11 protein-coding genes and 1 tRNA gene are annotated in these 13,954 nt (G+C 43.7%); 3 read left to right on the top strand and 9 right to left on the bottom strand.

The features are described from left to right. Positions 1-100: 100 nt before the first annotated feature. From Q0380_RS09595 to mnmG, 4 genes are all read right to left on the bottom strand, one after another. Complete coding sequence (locus Q0380_RS09595; protein WP_298963126.1) at positions 101-1,303, bottom strand: McrC family protein; 1,203 nt, start codon at positions 1,301-1,303, stop codon at positions 101-103. Beyond that, complete coding sequence (locus Q0380_RS09590) at positions 1,300-3,222, bottom strand: AAA family ATPase (RefSeq protein WP_298963124.1); 1,923 nt, start codon at positions 3,220-3,222, stop codon at positions 1,300-1,302. The genes Q0380_RS09595 and Q0380_RS09590 overlap by 4 nt, the downstream gene beginning before the upstream one ends. 86 nt (positions 3,223-3,308) lie before the next feature. After that, positions 3,309-3,641: a sigma factor-like helix-turn-helix DNA-binding protein gene (locus Q0380_RS09585; protein WP_298963121.1), complete on the bottom strand. Its 333-nt coding sequence runs from the start codon at positions 3,639-3,641 to the stop codon at positions 3,309-3,311. 345 nt (positions 3,642-3,986) lie between these two features. After that, the gene (mnmG, locus tag Q0380_RS09580; RefSeq protein WP_298963117.1) at positions 3,987-5,873 is read right to left on the bottom strand and encodes a tRNA uridine-5-carboxymethylaminomethyl(34) synthesis enzyme MnmG; all 1,887 of its coding nucleotides are present in this window, start codon (positions 5,871-5,873) and stop codon (positions 3,987-3,989) included. 235 nt (positions 5,874-6,108) lie between these two features. Between mnmG and bioB the strand changes: the two genes are divergently transcribed. Next, on the top strand, positions 6,109-7,101 hold the full coding sequence (gene bioB, locus Q0380_RS09575; protein ID WP_298963114.1) for a biotin synthase BioB: 993 nt from the start codon (positions 6,109-6,111) through the stop codon (positions 7,099-7,101). Between the two features lie 39 nt (positions 7,102-7,140). Next, the gene (locus Q0380_RS09570; protein ID WP_298963111.1) at positions 7,141-7,566 is read left to right on the top strand and encodes a hypothetical protein; all 426 of its coding nucleotides are present in this window, start codon (positions 7,141-7,143) and stop codon (positions 7,564-7,566) included. 179 nt (positions 7,567-7,745) lie between these two features. Here the strand turns inward: Q0380_RS09570 and Q0380_RS09565 are convergent. Both Q0380_RS09565 and Q0380_RS09560 read right to left on the bottom strand, forming a co-directional pair. Continuing rightward, positions 7,746-7,820: transfer RNA gene (locus tag Q0380_RS09565), tRNA-Glu, on the bottom strand. 313 nt (positions 7,821-8,133) lie between these two features. After that, the gene (locus tag Q0380_RS09560) at positions 8,134-9,357 is read right to left on the bottom strand and encodes an ankyrin repeat domain-containing protein (RefSeq protein WP_298963108.1); all 1,224 of its coding nucleotides are present in this window, start codon (positions 9,355-9,357) and stop codon (positions 8,134-8,136) included. A gap of 519 nt (positions 9,358-9,876) precedes the next feature. Between Q0380_RS09560 and Q0380_RS09555 the strand changes: the two genes are divergently transcribed. Beyond that, positions 9,877-10,482: a hypothetical protein gene (locus Q0380_RS09555; RefSeq protein WP_298963105.1), complete on the top strand. Its 606-nt coding sequence runs from the start codon at positions 9,877-9,879 to the stop codon at positions 10,480-10,482. A gap of 222 nt (positions 10,483-10,704) precedes the next feature. On the opposite strand, the gene Q0380_RS09550 is transcribed toward Q0380_RS09555, so the two are convergent. The 3 genes from Q0380_RS09550 to ilvA all read right to left on the bottom strand — a co-directional run bounded on the left by Q0380_RS09550 (position 10,705) and on the right by ilvA (position 13,896). After that, complete coding sequence (locus Q0380_RS09550; protein ID WP_298963103.1) at positions 10,705-11,175, bottom strand: hypothetical protein; 471 nt, start codon at positions 11,173-11,175, stop codon at positions 10,705-10,707. Beyond that, the gene (locus Q0380_RS09545; protein WP_298963101.1) at positions 11,176-11,889 is read right to left on the bottom strand and encodes a DUF4230 domain-containing protein; all 714 of its coding nucleotides are present in this window, start codon (positions 11,887-11,889) and stop codon (positions 11,176-11,178) included. It lies immediately after the preceding gene. Positions 11,890-12,684: 795 nt separating this feature from the next. After that, the gene (gene ilvA, locus Q0380_RS09540) at positions 12,685-13,896 is read right to left on the bottom strand and encodes a threonine ammonia-lyase (protein ID WP_298963099.1); all 1,212 of its coding nucleotides are present in this window, start codon (positions 13,894-13,896) and stop codon (positions 12,685-12,687) included. Positions 13,897-13,954 lie beyond the last annotated feature (58 nt).

Raw genomic sequence — 13,954 nt, 5'->3', positions numbered from 1 at the left:
CTGCCTTGTTATAAAATATATAATCAAACAATAGTAAATTTAAGCGCATAAATTCAATACCTAAAAGAGGAAAATTAGAATGTTGGTTGTATGGATAATATTAATCTAATAAATATCTGGTAAGTTTGTCTTTTTCTAAATCAAAGTATAAAACATTAAGCCACATGTTGTTTTCATATCTAAATTTCATAGCCTTTTGATTGATACCGCTTATCCTTGGGTAGATGAGATAAAGTTTACCGCACTCATATTTTTTGCCGTAAGCGTATAGCTGGTATAGGTCGGCTTGGGATATATCGTCTTTTGATTTGATGATCTTCCATTTTATGTCGGCTATATAATTTCGTTTTTGATGTCTTAAAAATATGTCAGGCCTTAACCTAAAGCTCTTTGGCTCTTCTACTAGGTGTTTTTCAGAATGTTGCAATGTAGTGTCCGGAAGCTTTTTTTTTATGAAATTTCCAACATAGCTTTCAAAGAGCGCATTCATATCGAACAGTAAGGCAAAAGCCACATCGTTACCCCTATACGGGCTAAACGACTTATTTTGTAAAAATATCTTGCTCCATAAAAGCGCTTGTTCATAATGTTTTGTTTGGCGATTTAGTTTTAAGCGGCTAAAGTCCGCGTTTATATCGGAGCTAGATGAAATTTTTTCAAAGATAAATAAATATTCTCTAATAAGCTGTTGATTTCTGCTTGATTTTGAGCGCCTGTATAAAAACTCGAGCGTGCTTTTTATAAGACGATTTTCGGCCCTATCTGTGGAAAACTCTTGATAGCAAACGTAAAATCTCTCTTTATGGACGATATTTTTACGTATTTGCTCCGATATTTTAAGCTTTCCTTTTAAAAATTTTAGGTTATCTTCTAGCTCTACGTAGTCACTTTTTATGCCTATTTTTATGAGTTTTGATACTTCGTCGAGGAACATTGATATAAAAATTTCAAGAAGCGGTAAATTTAGGCTTTTTAAATTTGCTATGTTTATGTTCTTAAACGTATGACTTTTTAAAGTCTTTAGCATCGTTAGTAAAATCTTTTTAGAATTTTCTACCGCCTCCTCGTTGTTGCTATTATCGTTGTCGTGGATCTTAGGAAGTATCTCAAGGCTATCGCCGCTTTTTGTTTGGATGATACCGACGTATTTTTGAGCTTGTAAAAAATCACCCTTTTTGTCTCTACCGGGCTTTAAAAACTCTACTGCGGCAAAATTTTCTCTAGTAAATGCATCTACGGCTTTAAATAGGTCTTGGTCGTCTTCTGGGCGAAATTTTTCAAACTCTATTAAGTATTTAGTCATTGCTCTTGCGTTTTGTTTTGTTCGTAAATTTTTACATAGCTTTGAGGGTCTTTAAATGCACTTTCGTTTATCTCATACAAAACTTTATCACCTATATCATCGATATTTCCTCCAAACAAGTCGCTTGGCTTTTTTTCTTCTTTGACTTTTACAAATTGGGTTTCATCGTCTTGCTTCTGATTGTCTCCTAATACCAATCGTATTTTTTCCCAATCATCATAAAAATACTCTTGTAGCAGCGGTAAAATTTTATTTTTAAAAATCAAGGCTAAATCTTCTATATCCGCTCCATCTTTTAGCGACATAAAATAAGCGTGTCCTATCATATGATCTCTGCCGTACAGATACTCTATGCGTTCGTTTATGATTTTAAGCATTTCATTGAGCTTTATACCAGTGCTAGCCTCATTTTCAGTGATATTAATATCTTTTAAAAGTTCCGGCCGCGGCATCATCTCTACAAATTCAAACCTTCTTCTAAGTGCCGTATCCATAAGGGCTATGCTTCTATCTGCCGTATTCATCGTACCGATTATGTATAAATTTGACGGCACTCCAAAAGACTTATTTGAATACGGTAAAGTCGCTTGTACTTCATCGCTTTTACCTATTCTTTTTGATGATTCGATTAAGGTTATGAGTTCGCCGAAAATTTTAGATATATTTCCGCGATTAATTTCATCTATAATTAGGACATGGTTTTTGGAGCTATTGTCTATTGTGCGCTTTTGTACATCTAGCCTCATGTCCTCAATGATCTTTGGTTCATATGATGAGTATGTGAACCCTTCACCATCAAACAATACTCTTTTAAGCTTGCTGTATGCAACAGACATGGGTGACGAACCGCTTTTTGCGCGAACGACTATAGATGGAGTTGTATTTTTATATAGATAAAATTCAGCTCCAGTTTGAGTGGCTAAAACTTTGCTTGATGGCGATGTAGAGTATTCTGATAAAATCGAAACATAGCTATCGTATAATTCCTTGAAGTTTTCTTCATCTATTATTTTATTGTCATCTTTTATTTTTACTATTATTTCGCTCTTCTTTTTTGCTATTTGGCATAGAGCCTTAAATGCACCATCTTCTACTTCGTATTTCAAATCTCCGTTAGTATCATTTTTGGCCTTAATTCCCTCTATAAATTCCTCATAGCCATAGCTCTGATGAAATGTCACAAATTTTATCTGCCCACTCTGCACGTATTCATCAAATTTATTTTTCAGATTGACTCCATTTTCTTCTCTTTCATCAACTTGTCTTTTTTCTATTATCTCGATAGCCTTTTTTATAGTGTTATAAGTTTTACCGGTACCTGGAGGGCCGTATAAAATTTGATTTAATGGGAATTTTGTTTGATCCGCTTTGATCATTTGCTCTACTATTTCTTCTGGATTTTTTAAAAATTTATCATATGCCTCCTTGTATACATATTTAAATTTATCAATTAAAGTTTTATAATCTAAGTTAGTTAAATTATCCATATCTTCTACAGCAAAAACTCTATCTTTCATTTTGACAAACCCTTGTATATCAAATTTATCTAATTCTTCACTTAAAAAGTTATACACTTTATCCATTAATTGTCTATTTTCCTCTTTTTTATCGTCAAAACCAATTCCAAAAATGAAACCATTATCTGGTTCTGCAGCGAGATAAATATATAAAAAGCTTTTATTTTCAAAAGGTTGTGCTCTATTCCACATAAAATCCGATATTTTATTTCCATTAGGTAGCCACTTCCCTATTATTGGCTTCGTTAGTTCTTCAAAGATTTCATACGTAAATTTCTTAAAGCTTTCATAAAAAGATCTCAGTTCATCAGAAACATGAGTCATGTTTTTTCTATATTTCCCTTGAAATTCTTTAAAATACTTAAACCCTTTAATTAACTCATCTTGCAACTCTTTGGTCATCTTTTTCTCCTTTAAATTTTAAAGCTGAATACTCTATATTTATAAGGCTTATCCTGCCTACGCCCAAATTAAATTTACATAAAATCCTACAACCTTATATAGTTATAAAAATTTCTAATTATTTTTGGATGTTTTAACTTTTTTAGAGCACTTGATTCTATTTGACGGATTCTCTCACGACTAACCCCGCCAAGAACGGCACCAATCTCCTCGAGCGTATATTCTCCGCCACTTCTCATATTTGAATCAAAGGCTGCATTTTTGAGATTTAAAACACTTAAAATCTTCGTTAGATCACTATTTATATGCTTTAGTGCAAATTTTTGACTTTGACCTAAATTTGGCTCATTTAACAGGCTTTTTACCTTGAGTTTTAGCTGATTTGCTTCATCTAAAAGATTTAAAATTTTAATCTGCATTTTCTTCCTTATATATAAATCTTAATTTGATTTTTCAAGCCCTTGTACAATAAGTATCTTTATCACTAGCCTTGGTATATTGCTCTACAATCACGTCTATGACTTTTGCGGAGTCCGTCTTCGTTTAAAACTCATCTCGTAGCTTTAAACATCCTTCCAATGCTGTCATTTCTATTCCTTTTTACCATTTTTAAAGTTGCGCCATTTATTTTATCGCAAAATTTGGCTTTAATTCAAGTGGAAGTATGATTTTGAGATATTACTTCAACTTTCCACCATAAATTTTAAAATGTTTTTGCCAAATCTACTGCAATTTACTATTTCCGCTCTCGCTTTTTATAGTTATCATTTTATTTTGCCTTTGACATCAAAATTTTGCTTGATGTAGATGTGTAAAATATCGATTGCGGCGGGCGTTACGCCGCTGATCTCGCTCGCGGCAAAAAGCGTCGGCGGCGCGAAGCGATTTAGCTTCTGTACGATCTCGTTGCTAAGGCCTCCGATCTTGCTAAAATCGATCTGCGGCGGGATCGCGACGCCCAGCAACCCCTTCATCCTCTCGACCTCGGCGCGCTGCATCGCGATGTAGAAATGATACTTGCACTGCGTTAAAATTTCATCCAAAACCTCATCGCTAAAGCCCTCAAAATGCGGCGCCAGAGCAAGCAGACCCGCCTTTGAAAAACCGCTTTTGGCTACGATTTTTTGCAAGCTACAGCTTTGCGAAATGGGCTCTGCGCCGATGCTTTGCAGCAGGCTAAGCGTCTGTTTCGAAGGGGTAATCTGCGTTTCTAGCAAAAATTCCATTCCGCTTTCCACATCAAGCTTAAGCTTACGCGCCCGCTCGTAGCTCGCCTCGTCTAAAAGCCCGATCTCGCGGCCATATTCGCTTAGGCGCAGCACGGCGTTGCCCTCGCGCAGCAACAGGCGAAATTCCGCGCGCGAAGTAAACATTCGGTAGGGCTCATTCGTGCCCTTGGTAACCAGATCGTCGATCAAAACGCCGATATACGCCTCATCTCTACGCAAAATCAGAGGCTGCCGCCCGTGCAAATCAAGCACGGCGTTGATGCCCGCCATCAGCCCCTGCGCCGCGGCCTCCTCGTAGCCGGTGGTGCCGTTGATCTGCCCTGCTAAAAATAGCCCGCGGATCTTTTTGGTCTCGAGGCTGTGTTTAAGCTCGGTAGGATCGATGAAATCGTACTCGATCGCATAGCCCGGGCGGACGATTTTTGCATTTTCAAAGCCTCTGATCGTGCGCAGAAACGCAATCTGCACGTCGTAAGGAAGGCTCGTAGAGAGGCCGTTTACGTAATACTCCGTGGCCTCGCGCGTCTGCGGCTCGACGAAGACGTGGTGGCGGTCGCGATTTGGAAATTCATAAATTTTAGTCTCGATGCTCGGGCAGTAGCGCGGGCCCGTGCTTGAAATTTGTCCCGTAAACATCGGCGCGCGGGCGAAATTTTCGCGGATGATCTCGTGCGTGCGCTCGTTCGTATAAGCGATAAAGCAAGCAAGCTGCTTTGGCGCAAAATTTTTGCTGCGAAAGCTGAAAGGGTGCGGATCCGCGTCGCCGTCTTGGCGCTCAAGCACGCTAAAATCGATCGTCTTGGCATCGATCCTTGGGCAGGTGCCCGTCTTTAGCCGCCCCATTTGCAAACCCAGACTTCGCAGCGATTCGGCTAGCTCGACGCTCGCTAGCTCGCCCACGCGCCCTGCTTGCAGCTTGTTTTCGCCCACGTGAATTAGCCCGTTTAAAAAGGTGCCGGCGGTGATTATCAGATGCTCGGTCTCATAAATGTTGCCAAGATGGCTCTTAACGCCGCAAACGCGCGGAGCGCCGCCTCGCTCGCAGGTTAAAATTTCGCTCGCGATCTCCTGGCTGACGTCCAGCCCCTGCGTGTTTAGCAGCAAATTTCGCATGTAGATGCGGTATTCATCCATATCGATCTGAGCGCGCGAGCCACGCACGGCTGGACCCTTGCTCTCGTTTAAAATTCTAAACTGCAGCCCACACGCATCCGCCGCAAGCCCCATCTGACCGCCCAGCGCGTCGATCTCCTTTACCAGATGTCCCTTAGCAAGGCCGCCGATTGCGGGGTTACAGCTCGCAGCGCCGATCTGCTCGGCCAAGATCGTAATTAGCAGCGTCTTTGCGCCCATTTTTGCGGCGGCTAAGCTTGCCTCGATGCCCGCATGCCCGCCTCCCACAACGATAACGTCGTATTTCATTTTTTGCCTTTAAATTTAAAGCCGCAATTTTAGCCAAAATAAAATTTCAAAACGATAAATCGCGCGCAGATGCCGCAGACGAGCCGTCCGTAAAAATCGCGGCACAAAAGCGGCGAGCAAGGGCGTGAAATTCCGCGTAAATTTTTAGCGAAAAATTCCTGCATCAAAATTTCACGCGCGAGCTTTGCTTTAAATTTAGCGTTGTATAATTACGCATTTTTATCAAAAAGGATGAATGCTGATAGATAAAGCTTATGTTTGCGCGCTGAAAGATCGCGTGACGGCGGGCTGCGAGATTGCAAAGGAGGAGGCGCTAGATCTGGCGCAATGCGAGGATTTAGGCGCGCTTTTTACGGCGGCGGATGAGATTAGACGTGAGTTTTGCGGCGATAAATTTAATCTCTGCACGATCATAAACGTAAAATCGGGGCGCTGTAGCGAGGACTGCAAATACTGCGCGCAGTCAGCGCATTTTAACACGGGCTGCGAGATTTACGGGATCTTGGGCGAGCAGCAGGTGCTAAGCGCCGCGCTTGCGAACGAAGCCGAGCAGACGCACCGCTTCTCGCTCGTTGCCAGCGGGCGCGGAATTTCTCAAAAAAGCTCCGATCTAGGGGCATACTGCGCGATCTATGAGCGGCTGCGAAGCGAAACGCGGCTGCATCTGTGCGCCTCGCTGGGGATCGCCTCAAAGCCCGCGCTGGCGCTGCTTAAAGCGAGCGGCGTGCAGACCTATCATCACAATCTCGAGACTTCGCGAAAATTTTATCCGCAGATCTGCACGACGCACAGCTACGACGACCGCATCCAAACTATCGAGAATTGCCGCGCTGTAGGGCTTGACGTATGTAGCGGCGGGATTTTTGGGCTGGGCGAGGGCATGGAGGATCGCATCGATATGGCGCTGCAACTGCGAGAGCTGGGCGTCAGCTCCGTGCCGATCAATATCCTGACCCCGATCAAGGGCACTCCGCTGCAAGACGCCGCGCCGCTAGCGCACGATGAAATTTTAAAATCGATCGCGATCTACCGCTTTATCTTGCCGCGCGCGTATCTGCGCTTCGCAGGCGGCAGGCGAAATTTGGGCGAGCACGTGCGCACAGCGCTTGGATGCGGCATCAACTCGGCGCTTACGGGCAATTTCCTGACCACCACCGGCGATAGCATCGCAAGCGATAAGGCGCTTGTGACGCAGTGCGGATTCGACCTAGCAAAGGGTGCGGATTAGCATCGGTCGGAAATTGAAGATAAAATTTAAGAGGCGGCTATGAAGTTAAAATTTTTCCTTGCCCTTATTTTGGTCGTCTTGCTTTGCGGCTGCTCAACGCTCTCGCAGGACAGCAAGGAGGCTTTGTTTGCAACAGGCGCGAGCAGATGCGACGTCGCAAGCTCGCTAAATAAGGAGCAGCCAAACCGCTGCGCGAAGCGGCAAAAAATCGATGCCGAAGTCGCGCGAAAGGCGCAAGAACCGGCAGTGTCGCGAGACGCGTTTAATTCATTCAGAGCAAATAGCGCGCAAGCTCAGCAAAGAGCGCAGGAGCAATATATTGCCGCGCGGCAAAGCCTAATGCAACAGCAATCGCAGCAGCAACTGGAGCAGATGCAGCAGCGACAGAATATGAGAAATTTACAAAACGAACAAAACTGGAATAGGCTGCGTAATCTTGAAAATATAAGTAGCGGTAGGATTTAGCCGTGAATTTTACAATTTGATCTAAATTCTAATTCGCGCGACTTTCATTCTAGATCAATTAGCCTCGGTAAAAATATGGTGAAATTTTAATCAACATACTACAAAAACAAATGAGGTCTTAAATTTCAAGGGCAGGCAGCTGGATGATAGAAAATTTTAATTGATTTTAAGTGATGAAATGGTGACCCACAGGAGATTTGAACTCCTGTTACCGGCGTGAGAGGCCAGCGTCCTAACCACTAGACGAGTGGGCCGCAAAATTAAAAATGAGATAATAGCGAAGTGTATATAAATTTTGGATTAAATTATATATTTTCAACAAAAATAATGTAAAATAAAATTTTCGCCGAAAACTTAAAGCTTTTTGGCATAGCCGCAAATCTTGGTGCTATAGAGAGTCCGATATGCCGCCCATTCTAGATGGCACATAAATAAGTTCCGTCGCTGCAGCCGCAAGCCAAATCGGCACCCTAACAGAACCACCGCCCCTTACTATCGGCATCAAAAACCTAATAATTTAATTACGCCAGTTTAAGGCAGACGATAAGAAGCCATTTAGCATACCTTTTATTTAGCTTCTAGGCTTTTTAGATACTCATATACTCTTTTATCCTCATTTTTCCTTGCCCAATCCGATGGAGTTACGCTTTGGTTATGAGAACATCTAGCTTTTGGATCGGCGCCTCTTTCTACTAGATATTTTACGATTTCTAGACTATGAGAACTTGCCGCATAATTTACCATGGAGCAGCCATCCCTATCCTTTGCTTTAAAATTTCCGCCGTATTTTTCCAAAAGCTTTACGAGCCTAAAACTCTTCTCATCGTCGTGTTGGCTTCCGAATACGCTCATCATCATTGCGCTATCAGTCAGTCTTTTTGCGCACTCTAGCATCGCGCGAAGCGAATTTTCGTTACCTAACATTACCGCCATTTCAATGGGGGTGGTATTTTCATGACCTTTAAAATTCGGATCGCCGCCCATTTCGCAGTATTTTTTAGCATCTTTGGCGTTGTCTGAATATGCCGTTTTGTGAAGCAACGTTTGTATCTCATCCGCACTCAAACTCTCTTCAGTCTTAGGCGTAACGAAAAAGTTTTTGTCGTAAATCTCCTTTAATGAATTTGTGCCGTAGTATTTGCCCGGTTCGTCTTTAAAAATCAAATTTATACCATTTAAATCCGTAAGTTCTATAGAGTCGTTTGTTTTTAAATTTATTATCTTGTTAAAGTTAAAAACTAAATCATCCTTTTTAACCCCGCTATCAAAGATGAAAAAGTGGCTAAACTCGTAAGGAAATTCGTTTTTGTATTCGGGGTTTGACGACGGATTTATCCTAGAATCGCCGATTTCTATCTTATCGTGCCCCCATCTTTTGCCGAATATAAATATATTTGTACCCCAGCTTTTTGAAATTTTATCATCGTTCTCGCCCATTACGAAGATATCGTTTCCCCATGGGTCTTTCACATCGCTTCTGCCGCCCGTCAAAATATAGACGTTGTTATTTCCGGGGCAAACTATAGAGTGCCTCGTATCGCTTTCGGCTATAATGATCTCGTCTGCGTTTTGGTTGCAGCGAGAATTTATATCCCAATATATGGTTTTGCTAAAATTTAAACTCACGTCTTCTAATACGGTGGTATCAAATCCTTGCGTCACTAAAATCTTTTTAGGAAAATATCCTTTCGCTTGCCCATCTTTGATAAATTTTTCCAAGCTTTGAAAGTCGGTTATATTGCCTCCAAAACAGCCGCCGACCACCAAAAACAATATAACGATAAATCTCATACTCGCTCCTCTTTTCGATATAAAATTTTAAAAATTATACAAAATTTGTAAGCAAAATTTACTAAAAACAGCTCAAATTTAAAAATCAAAAATAAGCGTTTTTAATGCTTATAGTAATGGCACTTGGATAGTTATAAATTTTAAGTTGCTCCGCTGCTTTTAAATTTAAAAAGTTAAATCCATTTTAAACAGAATTTGCGTAAAATCCCATTTCAAAAACGTATTACGCGAGCGGCGGCGGCAAAGTAAAATTTGCGGTAACTACGGCGTTAAATTAAAAGCACTCGTAACGGCGGCACCAAATAAAATTTGCGGCAGTAGCCCAAGGATGAGATATTCGGCGGCGTGCTGAGCTTAAATCATTCACAGCGACGTAAAGTACGAAGTATGCGCGGTGGCGCTAAATCAAAGTATTCGCAGCGGCTAAATTTAAAGTTCGCGGCGATAATCAAAGCAGTGCCCGCCGTTCATCTGCGCGGCACAAGCAGTGAGCCGCATATTAAAATTTAAAGATGTAAAATGAATGAAGATTTTCAAAGAGCGAAGCTGCAAGGCACGCTCGGTGCGCTCTGCCTACTAGTCGCGAGTGCGGCGTATTCTATAAAAGGCGAAATCGCGTACTTGGATTCTCAAATCTTAGTGTGGATTTTTGCCTTCACATTCCTTTACCACGCGCTTAAAAACATACAAAATATCACGGGCCCGCGGGTCTTTATAATCTTCAAATACGCCTACAGCATCGCGCTTGCGGCACTGCTATATTTTTCAGCCATTTATATACTCAGAAGATGTGATTGCAGTAGGCTACAAATATACGTGCCGTATCTGATATTTGCAGTTACGGTCGCTTGGATAATTATAAATTTTAAGTTGCGCGCTGCCACAGGATGCGGGCTTTTCGCCGTATATGCCGCGCTACTAATCATAGATATCAGCGCAGACGTCATCTACGGCATGATGTTTAAAATACCGGCTCCCGCCGCTATAACGATGGGCGTCATAAATTGCATGGAACTGTTAAATTTAATCTTAAATCCATTAGCGTCCGTAGTGCTGCTTCTTGCGTGGTTTAATATGAAAAACCCCGCCAAAGCAAAGGATCTATGGAGCCGGGCGGGAAGATAAAATTTGTCCGCGTTTTATGCTCGCGCGGAGTTTAAATTTAGACCACGCCGGGGCGTTTGAAAAGACAAAATTTCACGCTCGCACGCGCTGTTTGTCAAAGACACAGCCGCCAAAACTCGCCCGCTTGCTATCCATATACGCAGCGCAAGCTTTAAGCCGCATCGGCGCGATCCTTGACAAGATCAAGCAAATATGAAACCAGTCAAATGCCGCCTTATACGATTACAAGGCCCCTTCGCCGCACTCGTAGCCGAAAATTTTAATCCCCGTATCGCTCTGCTCATAGCGCAGCGCGGGGATTTTTTGCAGTAGATCTTTTAGCTTTTCCAGATCGTTTTTCCGCCCGCCGTCAAAGGCTCGCGGCACCCACACCCACGCGATCTCGTCGTATGCGAACGAGCCCACCGTAAAGCTAGCTCGCTTTGAGCCCGCCTCCCATTTGTGGGAGTTTTTGATCGCGTAGAAGTTTGGATAGAGGATTTTTTTGATGATGAAGCATTTGCAAAATTTAAAATCCGCAAAAAACTCCGCCCACGTCGCATCCTCGGTAAAATAGCCCTTCGCGCGCAGTCGCTTTTTCTCTTTGCGCAGCCTAATCGGCTCATAAAACCTCCGCCAAGCCCTCGCGCAGGCATCCATAAACGCGAGCATGCGGGCAAAGTAAATTTTAAAAAGCGCCTTAAAAAGCTCCATCTACTTCTCGATCTGCGATTTTAGCGACTTATCGATTGCGATCTCGCTAGAGTTTATGTCGATTGTTTGAAGCGCCTTGTCCTGGAAGATAAATCCGACCTCCTTCGCGCCGAAGCTCTTAGCGATCGCTTCCAGCGTGTCGGTCGCAGATTTGTGGATCTTGCCGCCAAGATCGTTGATGATTTTTAACGAGAGCTGCTTGACCTCGTCCTTAGCATCGTCGATGAGGTGGTTTTTATCGCTTTCATCGAAGCTCGCGCCGAATAGCCCGTTTAGCGAATCGGGCAACAGAAACGGCAGCAGCTTGGCATTTTTCTCGTCGTAAATTTTCATATCTTTGATCGAGTATTTGTATTTGCACGGTGGCATCTTGATCTCGTAGCGATCCTCGCCCTGCGGCAGTATCGCAAAGTCGGGGCTTAGCAGGTCGTAAACGAACTCGATCTCAAACTCGAAGATGATGGCGATCTGCTTTTTCGTCATCAGCGGCGAGACGAGCGAGCCCAGCAGCCCGCTGCCTACGTTTTGCTTGCGCGTGACGATCTCTTTGGAGTAAATTTTAAAAACGCTCAGTTCGCCGATGCTTTTAAGCCGCGTGATATCGGTGGCGATCTGCGGCTTGCCCGCCTGCTCGCCGCTTTTGCGCATCTTAAAAAACATAAAAACCAAGATGCAAAATATCACTAAATTTAGAAGAAAAGCAAAATTTTCCAAATTTCATCCTTTAAAATTTTATCGGTATTTTAGCAAAATACAGCGCCGATTTGTAGTGCAATTAAAATTTTACGATTTTTGCGACGCGAAATTTTAAAATCGCAAAAGAAATTTTAAAGAAGCGTGCCGCGATTATAAAATTTAATGCGGAACAGTCCGCCCCTTGAGCGTGCCAGGGATCAGCCTTGTGGCTAATGTTAAATTTTGATATGGCTTGAATTACAACACACGAAATTTTATGCTTGTTCATTTCATTAGAATTAAACTCAGGCGCAGCCTGCACCGATAGCGTCGTCGGGGGATGGGTGGGGTTTGTGGGCGAGCAGAGCAATGCGGTGCTGCAAAGGCGGCGCCCGCGAGAAATGCGACCTCGCAATTCAAGCCCCTTTCCCGCCCCGAGAGAAATACACAAAGAGCTAAAAATACTAAAATTTAACACATAGTGAAATCTTTATAAATTCGAGCCCGCGTATGCGTTACACATAATCCGTAAGGGGGCGGCGCTCAGAGTTGCGAGGCGCGCCCGCCCCCTTACCAACCCCCACCCGCGCGACGCTAGAAGTGCGAGCTACGCTCGCGTTATTTAAACTGCGGCTTACGCCGCATATTTTGAATTTCAAATTTTACGTAAAATTTAAAACCGCGAGCCGCAAAGTGTTTCGGCGCAGCAAATATAAAATGGAGGCAAATTAAAATTTACCCGCTGCAAGCTGTAATCAGGATGCAAGCGAGTAAACTTTGCAATTTTAGACAAATTCACGAGCGAAAATAAATTTTAAAAACTCCCGAGAAATTTTACAAAATCTCCCTGAAATCATACCCCGCGTTTTTGAGCGCCCAGGCGATGTCCTCTTGATGAGTCTTACCTTTGGTCTCAAGCGTGATCGTGATCTGCGCGTCGCCGTACTCGATATTGGTCGAGAAGCGGTCGTAGTCGATCTTGACGATGTTTGCGTTGGCGCGGCGCAAAATTTCGGTAAGCCCCGTAAGCGCGCCCGGCTTATCGACGAGCGTGACGTTGATCGTCATCTTGCGGTGCGATTTTATGAGGCCTTTTTCGATGATGATGTTTAGCATCTGTACGTCGATATTGCCGCCGCTTAGGATGATGCCGATCTTTGCGCCCGCGGGGAATGCAAATTTCGCGTTCATCAGCGCCGCTACGCCCGCCGCGCCCGCACCCTCGACGATGATTTTTTGCTGCTCGAGCAGATAGAGTATCGCGCTTGCGATCTCCTCGTCATCGACCTGCACGAACTCATCGACGCACTCGATGATCGTAGAGAGCGTGATCTCGCTAGTATCCCGCACAGCGATGCCGTCGGCGATGGTGCGGACGGATTTGGAATTTAGCGGTTTTTTCGCGACGAAGCTATCGTGCATCGCGGGAGCGCCCTTGGCGGCTACAGCGATAATTTTGATGTCCGGATTGATCTGTTTAGCGCAGCTGCAAACCCCCGTCGCAAGCCCGCCGCCACCAACCGGAACGACGATGTATTCAAGATCTGCAACTTCTTCGATCATCTCAAGCGCGATCGTGCCTTGGCCCGCTTGGACGAACTCGTCGTTAAAGGGATGCACAAACGTCAGATTGTGTTCCTTTGCATATTCCAGTGCAAACGCGTACGCCTCGTCGAAATTATCGCCCTTTAGGATGATCTCCGCGCCCAGAGCCTTCGTGCCGCTTACCTTAAGCAGTGGTGTAGCTTCAGGCATTACGATCACAGCATGCACGCCGAATTTTTGCGCGCTCATCGCTACGCCTTGTGCGTGGTTGCCCGCGCTTGCAGCTATTACTCCGTGCGCCCGCTCCTCGTCCGTCAGATGCGCGATTTTATTGTAAGCGCCGCGGATCTTATATGCGCCGGTGCGCTGCAAGTTCTCGCTTTTGAGATACACTTCCGCGCCGTAAAGCTTGCTGAGCTTCGGCGCCAGAGCAAAGGGCGTTTTATAGACGAAATCGTTTATCGTGCGCTTTGCTTGGATGATTTTATTTAGATCAACCATCTACTTCCTTTCGTAATTTTAAATTTTGTTATTATACATATTTTAGGCGAAATTTTAT

This window comes from uncultured Campylobacter sp., from assembly GCF_937959485.1.
Classification (GTDB): domain Bacteria; phylum Campylobacterota; class Campylobacteria; order Campylobacterales; family Campylobacteraceae; genus Campylobacter_B.
Note: the sequence above shows the minus strand (reverse complement) of the source record. Positions and strands in the feature narration are given on the sequence as shown.